Raw genomic sequence first — 18,776 nt, forward strand, 5'->3', positions numbered from 1 at the left:
AGCAGCAAACATGGCTGCTTTACTGCGTCACAAATTACTTTGCTCTATGATGAACAACTGATTTCCATTCTCTTCCCCCACTCTGGTGGTAATTCAGCATAACGCTCAAAGTCAGGATGTTCATCAAATGGTGATGCCAATAGCGTAGATAAAATTTTAACATCACTAAAATCCCCTTCATTTGCTTTAACAATTGCTTGCTGAGCTAAATAGTTTCTTAAAACATATTTCGGGTTCACTTTTCTCATTTTTGAACAACGCATATCGAAGCTATCTGCTTCTAACTTACATCGTGTTAGATATAGGTCTACCCATAATGTTGCAGCTTCTCTATCGACAAATAAGTCAATGACCGTTTGTTTATCTTGGGAATCTAGGTCAGACAACGCCCTCATAAATCGAGTGTAATCCACCGTATTTTGTGACAGTAACTCAAACATGGATTCAAATAGACGGGTATCCCCTTCTTGTTTAGAAAGCAGCCCCAATTTTTTTCGCATCAATTGACTAAAATAATCATGCAATTTTATTTCATATTGCTCTAATGCTTTTTCTAAATCGGACTTATCAATTAATGGTGAAAGCGAATGTGCTAAGGCCGATAAATTCCATAAGCCAATTCTAGGTTGTTGATTAAAGGCATAACGTCCTTGGTAGTCAGAATGATTACAGATATAGCCGGGTTCATAATCATCAAGAAAGCCAAAAGGACCATAATCGAACGTTTGGCCAATAATCGACATATTATCGGTATTCATAACACCATGGGCAAATCCCACAGCCTGCCATTGCGCAATCATATAGGCAGTTCTATCTACAATATTGTTAAACATTGCAAGATATGGTTTATCTTCACCTAAACAACAAGGGAAATGCCATTCAATCACTTTGTCCGATAATAACTTGAGCTCTTCCAATAAATTTGAATAAAACAGATGCTCAAAATGACCAAATCGAATATGAGTTTCAGCCATTCTAATGAGTAAAGCCCCAGTCTCATACCCTTCTCTAAATACCGGAGTATCACTCGTCATCATTCCTAGTGCTCGTGTCGTAGGAATACCAAGCCCAGCCATCGCTTCACTACATAAATACTCACGAACTGTAGAGCGTAATACAGCTCGGCCATCACCAGAACGAGAGTAAGGCGTTAAACCCGCTCCTTTTAAATGAAGATCAAAACTATTCCCTTTTTTATCTTTTATTTCTGCTAGTAAGAGTCCTCTTCCGTCACCAAGGTCTGGGTTATAACTGCCAAATTGATGCCCCGCATATTTCATGGCTAGTGGAGCAAAGACGGATGGCACTGTCTCACCCGAAAACGCATCTAACAACTCAGAATGATTATGTACGTTCTCAGGTAAATCAAACTGTTTAGCTAATTCACTGTTCCATATAAGCCAACGTGAGTTATCTAAAGGGGTCGGTTGTACATACGTGAAAAAACAACGAGGTAATCTTGAATAGCGAGTAGTAATTGAAAGAGAATTCCAAAAAGACATAAGAGTAATCCATTAACTATGCAATGAACTAACGCTAGCATATTGATAAATAATATGACAGAAATGAAAAAAGCCGCACTAACCATAAGGTTAATGCGGCTTTTCCAATTTTGGCGCGCCCTGTAGGATTCGAACCTACGACCACATCCTTAGAAGGGACGTGCTCTATCCAGCTGAGCTAAGGGCGCTTTGTGTGGTAGGATTATACGAATATCCGAAATCAGATCAATCCTTTTCTTATCATTATCTTACTGAGTGATGAAAAATGAGTCACTTTGCTCACTTTATAGCAACAAGAAAACCATTCTGAATAAAAAACCTACAAATATCATTGATATTACGATGTTTTGATACTTAAAAAACCTCGAACGCAAACGTTTGCTCTATAGCTATTCTGAATTAATTCTGCGACAATACTTAGGTCAATCAGTAACTGCCCTTTAGAAGGATCACTATGACCGCTCAAATTATCGATGGAAAACTCATTTCTCAAACCGTTCGCTCTGAAGTTGGAGCTCGTGTTAAAGCTCGTGTAGAAGCAGGATTACGTGCTCCAGGCCTTGCAGTTGTATTAGTTGGACAAGACCCAGCATCTCAAGTTTATGTTGGTAGTAAGCGTCGTGCCTGTGAAGAAGTCGGTTTCGTTTCAAAGTCATATGATCTTCCAACGACCACATCTGAATCAGAACTTCTTAACCTAATTGATGAGCTAAACCAAGATCCTGAAATTGATGGTATTTTGGTTCAATTACCTCTTCCAGCAGGAATGGATAGCACTAAAATTTTAGAGCATATCGATCCTGAAAAAGACGTTGATGGCTTCCACCCATACAACGTAGGTCGATTATCACAACGTATTCCAAAACTGCGTTCTTGTACACCAAAAGGGATCATCACTCTACTTGACCGCTACAACATTCAAGTTCGTGGTATGCATGCCGTTGTTGTTGGTGCTTCAAATATTGTTGGTCGACCAATGACGCTTGAATTACTTCTTGCTGGTTGTACAACCACCACTTGTCATCGCTTTACAAAAGATTTGGAAAGCCATATTCGTCAAGCTGATTTGGTTGTTGTCGCCGTTGGTAAACCAAATTTCATTCCAGGTGAATGGATTAAAGAAGGTGCTGTTGTTGTCGATGTAGGTATTAATCGACTGGATTCAGGTAAATTAATTGGCGATGTCGAGTATGATGTAGCCAAAACAAAAGCAAGTTATATTACTCCAGTACCAGGTGGAGTTGGTCCAATGACTGTCGCGACACTTATCGAAAACACCCTACTTGCCTGTGAGCAATACCACAGCAAATAACTTTTAATAGTTACAAAACTATCAATTAGCGAGCAATTTTACTGCTCGCTTTTTTATATCTGCGCTTCCCCACACTTCTTGACCAAATTTCACTCTATTTTCAGTTTTTTCTTGGACAAAATAAGCATTTAGTTACTAGGCTTAGTATGCGTAATTTAAAAAACGGATGACAAGAGGAAATGGATATGAGTATTTTTGACCACTATCAAGCCCGTTATGAAGCGGCAAAAGATGAAGAGATGTCACTGCAAGATTTCTTATCACTATGTAGTAATGACAAAAGTGCTTATGCTAATGCAGCAGAAAGACTACTGCTAGCCATTGGAGAGCCGGAGGTCATCGATACTGCACTTGATCCGCAACTCAGTCGCATTTTCTCTAATCGTGTTATTTCTCGCTATGAAACCTTCAAAGATTTCTATGGTATGGAAGAACCAATAGAACAAATTGTTTCTTATCTAAAGCATGCTGCTCAAGGTCTTGAAGAGCGTAAGCAAGTGCTTTATTTATTAGGCCCAGTAGGCGGTGGTAAGTCTTCACTTGCTGAAAAACTAAAAAGCTTAATGCAAAAATTACCTATTTATGTACTTAGCGCAAATGGGGAACGCAGCCCAGTTAACGATCACCCTTTCTGTTTATTTGATGTCAATGAAGATGGTGAACTACTCAAAAACGAATACGGTATTGAACCACGTAACCTACGCTCCATTATGTCTCCTTGGGCAGCAAAACGACTGCATGAATTTGGTGGTGACATAACAAAATTTAAAGTCATTAAAGTTCACCCATCGATTCTTGACCAAATCGGTATCGCAAAAACAGAACCGGGCGATGAAAATAATCAAGACATTTCCTCTCTTGTAGGTAAGGTCGATATTCGTCAATTAGAGCATTTCGCCCAAGATGATCCTGATGCTTATAGCTATTCGGGGTCATTATGTAAAGCGAACCAAGGCCTAATGGAATTCGTAGAGATGTTTAAGGCTCCGATTAAAGTGCTTCATCCTCTTTTAACTGCAACCCAAGAAGGTAACTTTAATGGGACTGAAGGACTGTCAGCGTTACCATTTGATGGGATGATCCTTGCTCACTCAAACGAATCAGAATGGCAAACATTCCGAAATAACAAAAACAACGAAGCCTTTTTAGATAGAGTTTATATCGTAAAAGTCCCTTATTGTTTACGTGTATCGGAAGAAATGAAGATATACCAAAAACTACTAGAGCACAGTGAATTGTCTCATGCGCCTTGCTCTCCTAGTACGTTGGATATTCTGGCTCAATTCTCAATATTATCGCGTCTAAAAGAACCAGAGAATTCATCTCTCTTCTCTAAAATGCGTGTTTATGATGGTGAAACCCTAAAAGACACCGATCCAAAAGCCAAAAGTTACCAAGAGTATCGAGATTTTGCTGGTGTTGATGAAGGCATGTCAGGCTTATCAACTCGATTCGCCTTTAAGATCCTCTCTCGTGTCTTTAATTTTGATCAAACCGAAGTCGCAGCCAACCCTGTTCATCTTTTTTATGTAATAGAACAACAAATAGAAAGAGAACAGTTTGCACAAGACATTGCAGATAAATACACCGAATTCTTAAAAGGGTTCTTAATCCCTAAATATGTCGAGTTTATCGGTAAAGAAATTCAAACCGCTTATCTTGAGTCTTATTCAGAATATGGTCAGAACATTTTCGACCGTTACGTAACCTATGCTGATTTTTGGATTCAAGATCAAGAGTATCGTGATCCTGAAACTGGCCAACTGTTTGACCGTTCAGCACTTAACGATGAATTAGAAAAAATAGAAAAAACAGCGGGGATCAGCAATCCAAAAGATTTCCGTAATGAAATAGTGAATTTTGTTCTTAGAGCAAAAGCAAACAACAACGGACAAAACCCAACTTGGACCAGTTACGAAAAACTGCGTGTAGTTATTGAGAAGAAAATGTTCTCCAATACAGAAGATCTTCTTCCAGTTATCTCCTTTAACGGAAAAACCTCAACCGACGATCAGAAAAAACATGATGATTTTGTAGCTCGAATGATGGAAAAAGGCTACACCAAAAAACAAGTAAGACTATTAGCAGAATGGTACTTACGTGTTCGTAAATCATCATAAAAATAAACAGGACGTTACAGCCCATAGCTGATTATGGGCTGATCTAATAACATTTTAGCTAATTTGTTGTCTATATAAGTAGGTTCCTTTAGACAATCGCTAAGGTGATATGAATCAGGAGGGCAATATTATGGCTCAATTTATTGACCGAAGGTTGAATGGTAAAAAGAAAAGTACCGTCAATAGACAGCGCTTTATTCGTCGCCATAAAGACCAAATAAAACGTGCGGTTTCTGATGCTGTAAATCAACGTTCAGTAACCAATACAGAAAGTGGTGAAAGTATCTCTATTCCAAAGGGAGATATATCTGAGCCTGTTTTTCATCAAGGTCAAGGTGGTATTCGTGAGCGTGTATTACCCGGCAATGACCAATTTATTAAAGGTGATAAAATTGAACGTCCTCAAGGAGGAAATGGTGGCGGAGGTGCTGGTGATGGAGATGCCAGTGCGGATGGCGAAGGTCAAGACGACTTTATTTTTCAAATTTCGAAAGATGAATACCTTGATATTCTTTTTGAAGAGCTTGAATTGCCTAACCTTGAGAAAAACCAAGTTCAAAAAATAACAGAATGGGAAACCCATCGAGCAGGTTATCAAACCGCCGGTGTCCCTTCTAATATTGATATCGTCCGTTCTCTACAGCAATCACTTGCTCGTAGAACTGCCATGACAGCGGGTAAAAAACGATTACTCTCCGAATTAGAACAAGAATTAGAAACCATTAAAAACAGCGAACCGAGTCAACCGCTTGCAGTTCGTAAAATGCAGGAACAAATAGAGGAGCTTCGAGAAAGAATCAAACATGTTCCTTATATTGACTCATTTGATTTGCGTTATAAAAATTACGAGCGAACCCCTATCCCATCCAGTCAGGCGGTGATGTTTTGTTTAATGGATGTATCTGGGTCTATGGATCAAGCAACCAAAGACATTGCAAAACGTTTTTATGTCCTGCTTTATCTCTTTTTAACTCGAACTTATGAAAACGTAGAAGTCGTTTTTATTCGCCATCATACTCAGGCAAAAGAAGTAAATGAACACGATTTCTTTTACTCTCAAGAAACTGGTGGGACCATGGTTTCAAGCGCATTGAAACTAATGAGAGACATCGTTGCTGAACGTTTTCCTGCAAATGAGTGGAATATTTATGCCGCACAAGCTTCTGATGGTGATAATTGGGCTGATGACTCACCAAAATGTAAAGAGTTGCTGACATCATCCATTCTTCCAACTTGCCAATATTACTCATATATCGAAATCACAAAACGTCATCACCAAACATTGTGGACTGAGTACGACAAGTTGGCACAAGGCTTTGATAATTTTGCCATGAAAAATATTCGTTCCGTTGAAGATATTTACCCAATATTCAGAGAATTATTTCAAAAGCAGCTGGCTTAAGGAGGCAATGATGAAAAGGACGACAAAGCTACCTGATGGGCCTGATTGGACCTTTCAAATGCTTGAAGAATATCATGTAGAAATTAAGCGTGTAGCCGAGCATTACCGTTTGGATACCTACCCAAACCAAATCGAGATCATCACAGCTGAACAAATGATGGATGCTTACTCTAGTGTGGGTATGCCTATTAATTATCATCACTGGTCATTTGGTAAAAAATTCATCCAAACAGAACAAAACTATAAGCATGGTCAGATGGGGCTCGCTTATGAAATCGTTATTAACTCCTCCCCCTGTATTGCTTATTTAATGGAAGAGAACACCATTACCATGCAAGCCTTAGTCATGGCACATGCTTGCTATGGTCATAACTCGTTTTTTAAAGGTAATTACCTATTTCAAACTTGGACAGACGCCAGTTCGATTGTCGATTATTTATTGTTTGCTCAACAATACTTAACCAAGTGTGAAGAAAAATACGGTGTTGATGAAGTAGAAAAAATTCTCGATTCTTGTCATGCCTTAATGAACTACGGCGTAGATAGATATAAGCGCCCTGAAAAAATCTCAATAGCAGAAGAAAAAATTCGTCAAGAAGACAGAGAAGCCTATCTTCAATCTCAAGTAAATGACCTATGGCGAACCGTTCCAAAATCAAAAGAAGAAAGTAACGAAGAAAAAATTCGCTTCCCATCAGAACCACAAGAAAACATACTTTATTTTATTGAGAAGCACGCCCCACTCCTTGAGTCATGGCAACGAGAGATTGTTCGGATTGTACGAAAAATTAGCCAATATTTTTATCCTCAAAAACAAACCCAAGTAATGAATGAGGGTTGGGCAACCTTTTGGCACTATACGATCCTTAACCATCTTTATGACGAAGGATTAGTGTCTGAGAAGTTTATTCTAGAATTCTTACACAGCCACACAAATGTTGTTGCCCAACCGAGTTATAACAGTCCTTATTACAGCGGAATTAATCCTTACGCCCTTGGTTTCGCCATGTTCCAAGACATTCGTAGAATATGTGAAGAACCGACAGATGAAGACAGAGAATGGTTTCCTGATTTAGCAGGAACCGATTGGTTAGATGCCGTACATTTTGCTATGCATAATTTTAAAGATGAGAGTTTCATTAGCCAATATTTATCACCCAAGTTAATACGAGAGTTCAAACTGTTCTCCATCTTAGATAATGATAAAAACAAACATATTGAAGTCAGCGCAATTCATGATGATACAGGCTATCGTGAAATCAGAGAGAAGCTTGCTGCTCAATATAACTTAAGTAACCTAGAGCCGAATATACAAGTATGGAATGTAGATGTACGAGGTGATCGTTCGATGATTCTACGCCATATTCCTCATAATCGTATTCCTTTAGATAAAAGCCATGAAGAAGTAATGAAGCATCTTCATCGTTTGTGGGGATTTGATGTGATTTTGGAAGAAGTGATTTCATTTAATCGAGCAGAAATAATATCTTCTTGCCCAAAGCGTAATTACTACAATACGAGTATTTAAATACTATCTAAATACTGAAATATACATAACAAAAAGCCTTGAGGTATCACTACCTCAAGGCTTTATTATATCAATCTAATGCATTAATCAATTAAAGTGACGACAATGCTGCATTCAATGTTGCACTTGGACGCATCTCTTTTGCTGCTAACTCTGCAACAGGTTGGAAATAACCGCCAACATTACCAGCAACACCTTGTGCTGCATTAAGCTCATCAACAATTTTTGCTTCATTTGATGTTAATGTCTCAGCCAATGAGCCAAAGTAAGTTTGAAGCTCTGCATCTTTTGTTTGTGCAGCAAGCTCTTGAGCCCAGTACATCGCTAGGTAGAAATGGCTACCACGGTTGTCTAACTCACCGACACGACGTGATGGTGATTTATTGGTTTCTAAGAATTTAGATGTTGCTGCATCTAATGTATCAGCCAGAATTTGTGCTTTTGCATTACCTGTTGTCACACTTAAATGCTCAAACGAAGCAGCAAGCGCTAAGAATTCACCTAAAGAATCCCAACGTAAATGATTTTCTTTTTCAAACTGTTGAACGTGTTTTGGTGCTGAACCACCCGCTCCTGTTTCAAATAAACCACCACCATTCATAAGAGGAACAATCGACAGCATTTTCGCTGATGTGCCTAACTCAAGAATCGGGAATAAATCGGTTAGATAATCACGTAAGACATTACCAGTTACCGAAATAGTATCCTCGCCTTTAACAATGCGCTCTAATGAGAACTGAGTCGCTTCTACTGGCGCTAAAATACGAATATCTAGCCCCGTTGTATCGTGATCTGCAAGGTAAGTATTTACCTTTTTAATCAGCTCCGCATCATGCGAACGATTAGCGTCAAGCCAAAAAACAGCAGGTGTTCCAGTTGCACGAGCACGATTTACCGCTAATTTCACCCAATCTTGAATTGGTGCATCCTTAGCTTGGCACATACGCCAAATGTCACCTTCAGCAACAGCATGCTCAATAAGTGCATGGCCTGCACCATCAATCACTCGCACTATACCTGCTGCAGGAAGAATGAATGTTTTATCATGAGATCCATACTCTTCTGCTTTTTGTGCCATTAAACCAACATTAGGTACTGAACCCATTGTTGTTGGATCAAATGCACCATTTGCTTTACAGAAATCAATCACGGCTTGGTAAACACCCGCATAACAACGATCTGGGATCATCGCTTTCGTGTCTTTGAGTTGACCATCAGGTCCCCACATTTGACCAGAAGTTCGCAGTGCAGCTGGCATAGAAGCATCGATAATCACATCACTAGGAACATGAAGGTTTGTAATTCCACGATCTGAATCCACCATCGCAAGCTCTGGTTGGTATTCATATACCGCTGCTAAATCAGCTTCAATTTGTGCTTTCTCTGCTTCAGGTAAAGAGGCAATTTTAGAATAAACATCACCAATGCCATTATTCGCATCAACACCTAGTTTTTCAAAAATCGCTGCGTGCTTTTCAAATACATCTTTGTAGAATACTTTTACGGCATGACCAAAGATCACTGGATCAGACACTTTCATCATGGTTGCTTTCATATGTAGCGAAAGTAACACATCTTCTTCTTTTGCTTTTTTAGTCTCAGCGTCAAAGAATTCAACCAGTGCTTTTTTACTTAAGCGAGAACCATCAATGATCTCTTTATCTTGCAATGCAAGACCTTCTTTAAGCACTGTGATATCGCCACTTTCAGCCACAAATTCAATACTTACATTCGTTGCACCATCAATAGTTACTGATTGTTCACTTGAATAAAAATCACCATCGCTCATGCTTGCTACGTGTGATTTTGAATCCGAAGACCACGCCCCCATTGAATGAGGATTATTACGTGCGTATTGCTTAACGGCACCAGGCGCACGGCGATCAGAGTTACCTTCACGTAATACTGGGTTTACTGCAGACCCTTTAATTTTATCATAAACCGCTTTAACGGCTTTTTCTTCATCCGTTTTTGCTTCTTCTGGGTAATTAGGCAAAGCATAGCCTTTCGCTTGAAGCTCTTTAATTACTGCATGAAGTTGAGGTATAGATGCACTGATATTCGGAAGTTTAATGATGTTTGCTTCTGGTGTTTTTGCTAGTTCACCAAGCTCTGCTAATGCATCACCAATACGCTGCTCTTCCGTTAAATATTCAGGAAAGTTAGCAATTACACGACCAGCAAGAGAAATGTCACGTGTATCAACATCAATGTCTGATGATGCTGCAAATGCTTGAATAATTGGAAGAAGTGAATGTGTCGCCAATGCTGGCGCTTCATCAGTGATAGTATAGATAATCTTAGATTTTTGCGTTGTCATTTAATTTCCCTATTTAATCCACAAAACCCACAACAAAACGTATAATAGGTTCTGTAATTTACCGACTTTGATACCAATTCTAATCATTCATTACATTGGTATTATTTTTATTAGTCTCTTGTTTCACGCGCACACTATAGCGAAAAGCGGTGAACTTTAAAACTAAACACCACAAAAGCTTTACAAATCTGCAAGGTAGTTAACATGACATTCAAGCGATCCCCTAATTGGAAAAAACCGGCTTTTAAGAAAAAAAACACACAAAAGCCACGCCCTGCACCTAAAGATCGTAAAGTTATTATCTTTAATAAACCTTTTGATGTATTGAGTCAATTTACCGATGACCAACATCGCCAGACCCTCGCAGATTTTATTTCTGTTAAAGACGTTTATGCGGCTGGCCGTCTTGATCGCGATAGCGAAGGCTTATTAATTTTAACTAATGATGGGGTGTTGCAAGCACGACTAACGCAACCTGAATCTAAATCACCAAAAACTTACTGGGTACAAGTTGAAGGCGCACCTACTGAAGATGATTTAGATAAATTACGTCAAGGAGTTGAGCTAAAAGATGGCATGACACTGCCAGCAAAAGTAGAAATCATACCTGAACCCAACGTGTGGGAACGCAATCCTCCTGTTCGTTTTCGTGCTGCGATTCCAACAACATGGATTTCAATTACGATCATTGAAGGTCGTAACCGACAAGTTCGCCGCATGACAGCAAATATTGGTTTTCCCACATTACGCTTAATACGCTATTCAATGGGAGATTGGACAATAAAAGACGTAGCTCACGGCACCTGGAAAGAAGTATCACTTTAAAAACAACAGATTAAATTGTAATAAAAACGTTAATTCCCCTATCTGTTTACTGCTTTTTAAATTAGACTGGTTACATTAATTATAAAAAATAAAGGGATCATTATGAACACTATGATTAAGGCAGTAGGAATTGCTAGCGTACTGCTGTTAAGTGCTTGCGCTCCAGCAGATAGAGCTGACATTAACTCAACAGAATTGACTAATGAGCATTATAAAAACCAAGAGAAGCAGCAACAAAACTGTATGCTAACTGGTGAAATTGGCTGTGCTGATTAACGTATTGTCTCGTCCTAAAATACGTTGACGATTTTTAATTGAAAGCTAAGTGCGTACGCACTTGGCTTTTTTGTGTACTTGATTTGGTGTACTCATTCCCAAGCTTAAATGTGGCCGCATTTCATTATAAATAAAAATAGATTCTTCAACTAAATGCCTTAACTCCTCTAAATCTTTACAGTCATACAAAAGAAACTCTTGTTTAAGTATCCCATTTATTCGCTCTGCTAATGCATTTTGATAGCAATCATAACCATCCGTCATTGATGGCTTAATATCATTTTTATTCAATTTTTCCTGATAAACCTTTGAACAATACTGTAATCCTCGGTCTGAATGATGAATCGTACTCCTTTGATATTGACGGCTATCTATCGCCATATCAAGAGCTTTGACTACATCAGTAGCTTTCATTTCATCACTTAATTCATATCCCATTATCTTTCGACTATAAGCATCTGTTACTAAAGATAAATAATGAATACCTTTTTGTGATTGAACGTAAGTGATATCACTAACAAAAACCTCTTCAGATGCTTGAGGTGTTACTTCTTTAAGTAAATTAGGATGTTTTTTCATCCAATGCTTACTATAGGTAGTTTTTGTATAACTTCGTTTAGGTTTTACTAATAAGCACTCATTTCTTAAATAGGAAAAAAAGTTATCTCTGCCTAACTTTATGCCATGAGTGATGAATTTGGGCTTAAGTAAAAAATATAATTTTTTACCTCCAATACGAGGCATATATCGACGAATTTCTTGCACCATATTTTTAACCGGTGAAAGTTCAACGGCACGTTTCAGAGCTCTACGTTCTTGTTGGTATATACATTGTCTTGTAATGCCAAGTAGCTGACTAGCTCGCTCTAAGCTGATCATTTTCTGCTTTTGAAGACTTCTTGCTCCTTGGCAATATACTTTTTTCTAAGGCCTGCACCATGTTCTGCGTCCATGATATTCACTACTTCATTAAGTAATAAATTACGCATTCTTTCATCATCAAGCTCTCGCTCTAAACGTTTAATTTTTTGTGCAGGCGATTCTTTCGCTTTCGGGGATTTAGGCATAATAATCTTAGGTGATTGAGACCAGTCCATCTTACCGTGTTTTCTTAACCAAGTAAGTACGGTAGATCGACCTTGAATGCCATAAATGTTTTGAGCTTGCTTATAGGTCATATCGCCTTTTTCTATAGCGGCAACAAGCTGCAATTTAAAGCCTAATGAATAATCGCGTTGAGTTCGCTTATTCTTTGTTTTTTCTTGATTTGTCATATAAAAGTCCTAAATGTGTAAACACATTTCAGGACGAGACATATTATACAAAAAGGCCTGATAGTATTAACACTATCAGGCCTTTTTATTTCAATATCAAAGACAATGACTGCCTACTAATATTGGAATTATTCATCACCCATAAAACTCATGTCAGGCAATGATTCTAAGTTTTCTTTATAACGCTTTTGATTAAACTCAGCGCCATTTTTCATTACATCAAAGACTTCAATTGCAAGCGCACACGCCATCATTTCAATCGCTTCTTCACGTGGATTACCCGTCATAACTAAACGCATTAATGTTTCTTTAACTGCGATAGGACTGCCATCTTCAATTTGATTTTTTACGGTTTCAATCAATGTTTCTTCAGTCATGAAATCGTCTAGTTGTTCTGTCATCTTACTTCTCACTTAATAATTTCGTCTACTATGCCATAGAACAAGTAAAAAACGCATTCATTTGGAAAATATTAACAGTAGAAAAATCGACTTTAACACCAAATATTCATATAAAAACAAAATGCAATAGAAGCTAGATATGCAAAAAAAATATCAACAATAATGCCAGAAAATAAAAACGCTCATTTTTAGTGCAAACACTCTAAATAATTAAAAGGTTAATATTCCCTTTTCATTTTTTATAAATACAATCCGCATCACATTTTTTTCAGCATCTTACATTTTATATGTTTACTTTTCTAAAAAACGTTAAATTAAAAACACAATTACTCGGTTTAAGTTGGATCACTATTAGTTTTTTCTTTTTAGTCATTTATATCTCATTTCAATATTTTGAAACTGCACAAAAAGAATCAAGCCTTCAAATATCAAATGCAGTGAATACAATCAACTTTGTGAATGACCAAGAAGTAACCCAACTATGGGTTATACGTGTTCATTATTTCCGTTCACTTCAAGATGATAAATATCGTCAAACCTATACAAACGCACTAAATACTTGGTATGCCGACGTTAATAAATTATTTAAAGATGATGGTCGACAATCGACTAGAGAAAGAAAAATGGCGTTTGATACTTACTATCAGCACATGGCACAAACCGAAACCGTATTAAATAATTATGCTAATGGCTTAATGTCTAAAGAAGAACTTAGACAATGGCAAGACCATGCAAGTATGCTAGGCATGGATCTAGTCAATAAATTAAACTTATTTACTACTGAACTTTCTGATCGTGTTGATGATTCAATTTCAAATTCTGAAGAAAAATTCTCTTCCTTAATTACTATGTTCAGTATGATTAGTTTTCTTTTCTCAATGTTAATGCTTGCTATTTCATTTGTATTATCAAGCTCAATTGTTAATCCAATTATTTCTATAAAAGATGCAATGCTGAAAATTGCAGAAGGTGATTTATCATCAAAGCAACCAGAAGATAATGGTTCAAATGAACTGGCTCAATTAACTTATAGTATAAATCAAACGGTTGATAAATTAGCCACCATAGCTCAAGGGTCTCACACTATTGCAGAAAAAGTATCTTCTGCATCACTAGCGTTAACAAGCGTAATGGAAGAATCAACAACGAATGTTCAAATTGAATTAGAACAAATTGAACAAGTTGCGACTGCTGTCAATGAGTTATCTCAGACAGCCACGGAAGTCAGTATTAATGCTTCTAATGCAGAAAAAGCAACAGTGAATGCAAACAATAGTATTTCTGAAGGCTACGATGCATTAGAACGTTCAAAAAACATTGCTGAAAAAATTAATGATTCGGTAAAAGAATCAGCAACGATAGTAAATCAATTACGTGAATATTCTTCCGATATTGGCTCTGTCGTTGAAGTTATTAATAATATTTCTGAGCAAACGAATTTATTAGCACTTAATGCAGCGATTGAAGCGGCTCGTGCTGGTGAGCAAGGAAGAGGGTTTGCTGTTGTTGCTGATGAAGTTCGTGCACTAGCGGCAAAAACTCAACATTCCACAGTTAGCATTCAAGAAATCATTTCAAAATTACAAGAACAGTCAGAAAAAGCAGATCAACACATGACAGGAAACTCACATTTAGTGGAAGAGTCTCAAGTCATTGCAGAAGAAGTGAATATGGCTTTCAATCAAATCTCGAACGCAGTACTGCATATCTCGGAAATGAATACACTAGTAGCTACGGCTTCTGAAGAGCAAGCTTGTGTAACCCAAGAAATAACGAAAAATATCATGTTAACCTCAGAAATGGTCAACCAAAATGCTGAGAGTATTAAAAAGAATGCTCAGGAAAGTGAAATATTAGCTCGACAGTCTGAAGAACAAAAACACCTCCTTTCTTTCTTTAAAATCTAATATTAATTGTTTCTCGCCATCAATGCTCACAAGTGCATTGATGGCTGAAATACATTCTCTATACAAAAAGTATAAACTATTTCGTATTAAACATTTTCTTACCGCTTTTATCTTGATCAGACCAAAAATTAATATTGAATTGAGCATCGTCACTTAACTCAATACGGTGCCAATATTGCGGTGGGCTTGTAGCAAACTGTCCTGCATTAATGACAACTTTAATCTCAGCTTCTGTTGCTTCTGAATCTGCAAATCCATAATAAGTGACAACCCCCTCCATTACACATAGCTGCCCGAATACATCTTCAGCTGTATTATGATGAGTTAATAGTGCCTCAGGTACATTATCTTTAGTAAAGAATGGCGTTGAACGCTGAATTGTCCAATTTTTTGGAATACGTAAATGACTCATGATATTTCTCCAAATCGTTTTGTATGATTCGAACCGTGTAAATCATTACCAATAATTTTCTGAGCTAAATTGCCCAAGTTTGCGACGTAAATGCTTTTCAAAACCGAATACTTTTAGTGCATCAGATGTGTCTTTAACCATGTTAGGGTTGCCACAAATATATAAGAAGCTAGATGCTTTACTAAGTTGAAGTTCTGCTCTCTTTTCAAGCTCTCCGTTGAGCAATAAAGACGGGATTCGTCCACATAAAGCTCCGCTGACATATTCTCTAGAAACAATTGGTACATAATGAAACCTCTTATTATATCGTTTAGATAACTGCTCAATTCGTTGTTGATAAATTAGTTCAGACTCTGTTCTTACCGCATGAACTAACACGAGATTTTTAAAGCGCATTTCAAGTTCTGGTGTTTCTAATATCGATATAAATGGACCAATGGCTGTACCTGTTGATAATAACCATAAATCCTCCACGCCTTGAGGTATCTCATCAATGGTCATAAAACCACTGGCATCTTTGCCAACAAAAACCTCATCACCAGCATTCAGTTTTTGCAAACAAGGAGATAACTCCCCGCTTTGATCAGCTATGATCAGAAATTCCATTCGCTCTCGCCCTTCAATATGATCAGGGTTATTAACGATAGAGTACGCCCTTCTTATCCAATCGCCTTTATCATTTAATAATGCCAATTTGGTAAACTGCCCCGCTTGATAAGCATTAATTGGCGCTTCAACAAACAAACTGAATAATCTATCAGTCCAATCATGACGCTTTAAGACAACGCCTTTAATTAAGCCATGAGGAATTTCTGTCATAGTTCACCTCTTTTTAATTCGTTGTATTTAACTCTCTAAATAGTGTGAAAGCGTTTTTAACTCGCTCATTTGTTACTACAAATCCCGTTAATTGATTATTTACGTCGTAAGCTTTCGCACACACACCTTGTGTATCGATATCAACAGACCATCGTTCAATATCAGTGGATGTATTACCTGCTAACTGTACTGGATAATTAGGTGTTTTCACTTTCACCATCATATTAGGCAGTGCAAGAGCAGTATCTGTACCTAATAGTGTTTTAGCTAATGCATTCGCGCTTAATAAGATAGGTTGAAGATACGCCATCACTTTGCCTTCAATTTCCGCACAATCACCTAAAGCATAGATATTATTAGCTGATGTTTGTAAATTTGAATCCACCACAATCCCCCGATTAACCATGAGATTTGCTTCTGTTGCTAATTGCGTATTAGGTTTTAATCCTGCTGCCGATATTACACAATCCACGTAATACGAATGACCATTACTGGTTGTTACTCTGTAACCTTGTTCTTGCTTATTCACGGCTTGCACACAATCGGATAAATTGACAGTAACTCCCTTTTCTTTACAAGCGTTCTCAAGAGGTAAAGAGATAAAATCAGGCATCATATTGGCCAGTAAATGACTATTTGGCTCAACCAAGGTCACCATTTTTCCTGCATTTGCCAAATCCATTGCAAGCTCTGTACCTATTAAACCACCACCAATAACCAGTATATTTTTTGCATCCAGTATTTTTTGTTGAATCGCTGAAAACTCTTTCAAGCTATTTAAGGTCAAAATGTCCTCACATCCGTCCCCATGAAAAGGTGGAACAAACGTATGAGATCCAGTCGCTAATACTAATTTATCGTAAGTATATTGCTCACCATTTGCCGTAATGGTTTGCTGCTCTGGGTTAATCGATTCAACCAAAGTGTGCCTATGTAGAATGACGTTGTATTGCTCAGCAAAATCCCCTCCAGATAATGTAACTACCTCTTCTGGGCTTTGTTGTTTTGAAAATACGTGACTCAAATCTGGCTTGTTATAGTCATCACCACTGTCATTCGTAAAGACGTGAATTGGACAATCACTGTTAGTTCGACGAATGGTTTTAATTAATTGGTAAGAGGCAAAACCACTACCAATAATAACGATAGGTAAATTCATGATCTTTTCTCCTAATTAATTTCCACAAATACGTCTTTACCTAAATGACATTCAGGGCATAAGAAATCATCAGGAACCAAAGACCACGGTGTATTCGGTTCTACACCTTGGTTCTGCTCACCAATTTCAGGGTCATAAACCCAATTACATACCGAGCAAAGCATGCACTGTTTTGCATCTTTTGATGATGTCACTTCTTTCGCCGTTTTTTCTAATTCGACACTTGGTTCAACGAGAATAACTGGTTCCTCTATTGTCTGAGTTTCTTTCTCAACATTGATTGTATTAAATGTCGTTGTTAATGGTGCTAACGCCCACTGTTTTGCAATACATTGTCCATGCTCTCGACATAACTGCATTGCTTTACCATCTGGACGCCATTTCGCTTTTAAACCAACGGCAGTTTCAAAACCGGCATCGGTTAAACGTGAATGGATTCGATCAACAGCACCACCATTCCAACCGTAACTACCAAATGCTCCTGCTTTTTTTGCTCTAAATCGAAGACCGGTGATCTCTTCTAACATGCCCGCAATTTTAGGCATCATTACATTGTTCATGGTTGATGAACCTACAAGGATCCCTTTTGAGCGGAACACACTGGTTAAAATGTCATTTTTATCTTGGCGAGAAACATTGAATACTTTGACTGCAACAGCAGGGTCGACATCGTGAATACCTTGGGCAATAGCATCAGCCATCATTCGAGTGTTGTTTGACATAGAATCATAAAAAATCGTAATACGATCTTCTTGGTAATTATCAGCCCACTCTAAATATTGATGAATAATTTGAGTTGGATTCTTTCTCCATACACAACCATGAGAGGTTGCGATCATATCGACTGGTAAATTGAAGCTTAATACTTCTTTAATTTTAGCGATAACCAGAGCACTGAATGGCGTAAGGATATTCGAGTAGTAACGTAAACATTGATCCATCAATTCCGTTTGATCTACCTCGTCATTAAACAAACGTTCGTCACAATAGTGTTGGCCAAATGCATCATTACTAAACAAAATTGCATCACCTGTTAAGTACGTCATCATGCTATCTGGCCAGTGCAGCATTGGTGCTTCAACAAAAATCAATTGCTTGCCATTACCTATATCTAACGCATCACCCGTTTTAATTGGGTTAAAATTCCATTCAGGGTGATGATGATGCCCGACAATGGAATCAATCGCATTTTCAGTGCAATAAATTGGCGTTCCAGGGATCTTTTCCATTAACGCAGAAAGCGCACCTGCGTGATCTTCTTCTGCATGGTTAATTACGATGTAATCAATGCTAGCAAGATCAATTTCCATTTCTAAATTCTGAATAAACTGGTGGCTAAAACGATGGTCCACCGTATCAATGAGTACTGTTTTTTCTTCTTGGATAAGGTAACTGTTATAGCTTGTGCCTTTGGTCATTTTAAATTCAGTACCATGGAAATCAGATACTTCCCAATCACGTTGGCCAACCCAGTTAACATTATTTTTAATATGAATAGTCATTGTTTTTTCTCATTTAA

At 37.7% G+C, this 18,776-nt stretch carries 15 protein-coding genes and 1 tRNA gene; 7 read left to right on the forward strand and 9 right to left on the reverse strand.

Features of this window, described 5'->3' with window-relative positions; translation table 11 throughout:
• Nucleotides 1–44: 44 nt before the first annotated feature.
• Both AVFI_RS09420 and AVFI_RS09425 read right to left on the reverse strand, forming a co-directional pair.
• Nucleotides 45–1,502: a protein adenylyltransferase SelO gene (locus AVFI_RS09420; RefSeq protein ID WP_188863840.1), complete on the reverse strand. Its 1,458-nt coding sequence runs from the start codon at nt 1,500–1,502 to the stop codon at nt 45–47.
• A 111-nt stretch (nt 1,503–1,613) separates the two neighbouring features.
• Nucleotides 1,614–1,690: transfer RNA gene (locus AVFI_RS09425), tRNA-Arg, on the reverse strand.
• A gap of 266 nt (nt 1,691–1,956) precedes the next feature.
• Between AVFI_RS09425 and folD the strand changes: the two genes are divergently transcribed.
• From folD to AVFI_RS09445, 4 genes are all read left to right on the forward strand, one after another.
• A complete protein-coding gene (folD, locus tag AVFI_RS09430; protein WP_005420192.1) occupies nt 1,957–2,814 on the forward strand; it encodes a bifunctional methylenetetrahydrofolate dehydrogenase/methenyltetrahydrofolate cyclohydrolase FolD in 858 nt (285 codons plus the stop codon).
• A 185-nt stretch (nt 2,815–2,999) separates the two neighbouring features.
• Entirely contained in the window at nt 3,000–4,934 is a 1,935-nt protein-coding gene (locus AVFI_RS09435) for a PrkA family serine protein kinase (protein ID WP_005420194.1), read from the forward strand.
• A 130-nt stretch (nt 4,935–5,064) separates the two neighbouring features.
• Entirely contained in the window at nt 5,065–6,336 is a 1,272-nt protein-coding gene (locus AVFI_RS09440) for a YeaH/YhbH family protein (RefSeq protein WP_011262305.1), read from the forward strand.
• Between the two features lie 10 nt (nt 6,337–6,346).
• Nucleotides 6,347–7,864: a SpoVR family protein gene (locus tag AVFI_RS09445; protein ID WP_005420198.1), complete on the forward strand. Its 1,518-nt coding sequence runs from the start codon at nt 6,347–6,349 to the stop codon at nt 7,862–7,864.
• Nucleotides 7,865–7,955: 91 nt separating this feature from the next.
• On the opposite strand, the gene AVFI_RS09450 is transcribed toward AVFI_RS09445, so the two are convergent.
• Nucleotides 7,956–10,184: an NADP-dependent isocitrate dehydrogenase gene (locus AVFI_RS09450; protein ID WP_054776061.1), complete on the reverse strand. Its 2,229-nt coding sequence runs from the start codon at nt 10,182–10,184 to the stop codon at nt 7,956–7,958.
• Nucleotides 10,185–10,388: 204 nt separating this feature from the next.
• Between AVFI_RS09450 and AVFI_RS09455 the strand changes: the two genes are divergently transcribed.
• Together AVFI_RS09455 and AVFI_RS09460 are read left to right on the forward strand one after the other, a co-directional pair.
• Complete coding sequence (locus tag AVFI_RS09455) at nt 10,389–11,009, forward strand: pseudouridine synthase (RefSeq protein ID WP_005420201.1); 621 nt, start codon at nt 10,389–10,391, stop codon at nt 11,007–11,009.
• 102 nt (nt 11,010–11,111) lie between these two features.
• The gene (locus tag AVFI_RS09460; RefSeq protein ID WP_054776060.1) at nt 11,112–11,285 is read left to right on the forward strand and encodes a hypothetical protein; all 174 of its coding nucleotides are present in this window, start codon (nt 11,112–11,114) and stop codon (nt 11,283–11,285) included.
• Between the two features lie 45 nt (nt 11,286–11,330).
• Here AVFI_RS09460 and AVFI_RS09465 read toward each other — a convergent pair.
• Together AVFI_RS09465 and AVFI_RS09470 are read right to left on the reverse strand one after the other, a co-directional pair.
• Nucleotides 11,331–12,559, reverse strand: a protein-coding gene (locus tag AVFI_RS09465) for an IS3 family transposase (RefSeq protein WP_408580437.1) whose coding sequence is annotated in 2 segments (ribosomal slippage) — nt 11,331–12,196 and nt 12,196–12,559 — 1,230 coding nt in all. Because the reading frame shifts where the segments join, the coding sequence is not laid out codon by codon here.
• Nucleotides 12,560–12,687: 128 nt separating this feature from the next.
• On the reverse strand, nt 12,688–12,960 hold the full coding sequence (locus AVFI_RS09470; protein WP_012532917.1) for a hypothetical protein: 273 nt from the start codon (nt 12,958–12,960) through the stop codon (nt 12,688–12,690).
• A 287-nt stretch (nt 12,961–13,247) separates the two neighbouring features.
• Between AVFI_RS09470 and AVFI_RS09475 the strand changes: the two genes are divergently transcribed.
• Nucleotides 13,248–14,867 carry a methyl-accepting chemotaxis protein gene (locus AVFI_RS09475; protein WP_065640842.1) on the forward strand — a complete coding sequence of 540 codons (1,620 nt, stop codon included), beginning with the start codon at nt 13,248–13,250 and terminating at the stop codon, nt 14,865–14,867.
• Between the two features lie 76 nt (nt 14,868–14,943).
• On the opposite strand, the gene AVFI_RS09480 is transcribed toward AVFI_RS09475, so the two are convergent.
• From AVFI_RS09480 to norV, 4 genes are read right to left on the reverse strand one after another with little or no spacing between them, the layout of a single operon-like run.
• Complete coding sequence (locus AVFI_RS09480) at nt 14,944–15,279, reverse strand: DUF1971 domain-containing protein (protein ID WP_054775873.1); 336 nt, start codon at nt 15,277–15,279, stop codon at nt 14,944–14,946.
• 45 nt (nt 15,280–15,324) lie between these two features.
• The gene (locus AVFI_RS09485; RefSeq protein ID WP_054775872.1) at nt 15,325–16,098 is read right to left on the reverse strand and encodes a ferredoxin--NADP reductase; all 774 of its coding nucleotides are present in this window, start codon (nt 16,096–16,098) and stop codon (nt 15,325–15,327) included.
• 13 nt (nt 16,099–16,111) lie between these two features.
• Nucleotides 16,112–17,257, reverse strand: a complete 1,146-nt coding sequence (gene norW / locus AVFI_RS09490; protein WP_065640843.1) for an NADH:flavorubredoxin reductase NorW — start codon at nt 17,255–17,257, stop codon at nt 16,112–16,114.
• An 11-nt stretch (nt 17,258–17,268) separates the two neighbouring features.
• On the reverse strand, nt 17,269–18,759 hold the full coding sequence (norV, locus tag AVFI_RS09495; RefSeq protein WP_065640844.1) for an anaerobic nitric oxide reductase flavorubredoxin: 1,491 nt from the start codon (nt 18,757–18,759) through the stop codon (nt 17,269–17,271).
• Nucleotides 18,760–18,776 lie beyond the last annotated feature (17 nt).

This window comes from Aliivibrio fischeri ATCC 7744 = JCM 18803 = DSM 507 (assembly GCF_023983475.1).
GTDB classification, from domain to species: domain Bacteria; phylum Pseudomonadota; class Gammaproteobacteria; order Enterobacterales; family Vibrionaceae; genus Aliivibrio; species Aliivibrio fischeri.

Excerpts from the sequence above, each read along its gene's own strand:
- AVFI_RS09420 (WP_188863840.1), bottom strand. The coding sequence starts at position 1,502 with ATGTCTTTTTGGAATTCTCTTTCAATTACTACTCGCTATTCAAGATTA.
- folD (WP_005420192.1), top strand. The coding sequence starts at position 1,957 with ATGACCGCTCAAATTATCGATGGAAAACTCATTTCTCAAACCGTTCGC.
- AVFI_RS09435 (WP_005420194.1), top strand. The coding sequence starts at position 3,000 with ATGAGTATTTTTGACCACTATCAAGCCCGTTATGAAGCGGCAAAAGAT.
- AVFI_RS09440 (WP_011262305.1), top strand. The coding sequence starts at position 5,065 with ATGGCTCAATTTATTGACCGAAGGTTGAATGGTAAAAAGAAAAGTACC.
- AVFI_RS09445 (WP_005420198.1), top strand. The coding sequence starts at position 6,347 with ATGAAAAGGACGACAAAGCTACCTGATGGGCCTGATTGGACCTTTCAA.
- AVFI_RS09450 (WP_054776061.1), bottom strand. The coding sequence starts at position 10,184 with ATGACAACGCAAAAATCTAAGATTATCTATACTATCACTGATGAAGCG.
- AVFI_RS09455 (WP_005420201.1), top strand. The coding sequence starts at position 10,389 with ATGACATTCAAGCGATCCCCTAATTGGAAAAAACCGGCTTTTAAGAAA.
- AVFI_RS09460 (WP_054776060.1), top strand. The coding sequence starts at position 11,112 with ATGAACACTATGATTAAGGCAGTAGGAATTGCTAGCGTACTGCTGTTA.
- AVFI_RS09470 (WP_012532917.1), bottom strand. The coding sequence starts at position 12,960 with ATGACAGAACAACTAGACGATTTCATGACTGAAGAAACATTGATTGAA.
- AVFI_RS09475 (WP_065640842.1), top strand. The coding sequence starts at position 13,248 with ATGTTTACTTTTCTAAAAAACGTTAAATTAAAAACACAATTACTCGGT.
- AVFI_RS09480 (WP_054775873.1), bottom strand. The coding sequence starts at position 15,279 with ATGAGTCATTTACGTATTCCAAAAAATTGGACAATTCAGCGTTCAACG.
- AVFI_RS09485 (WP_054775872.1), bottom strand. The coding sequence starts at position 16,098 with ATGACAGAAATTCCTCATGGCTTAATTAAAGGCGTTGTCTTAAAGCGT.
- norW (WP_065640843.1), bottom strand. The coding sequence starts at position 17,257 with ATGAATTTACCTATCGTTATTATTGGTAGTGGTTTTGCCTCTTACCAA.
- norV (WP_065640844.1), bottom strand. The coding sequence starts at position 18,759 with ATGACTATTCATATTAAAAATAATGTTAACTGGGTTGGCCAACGTGAT.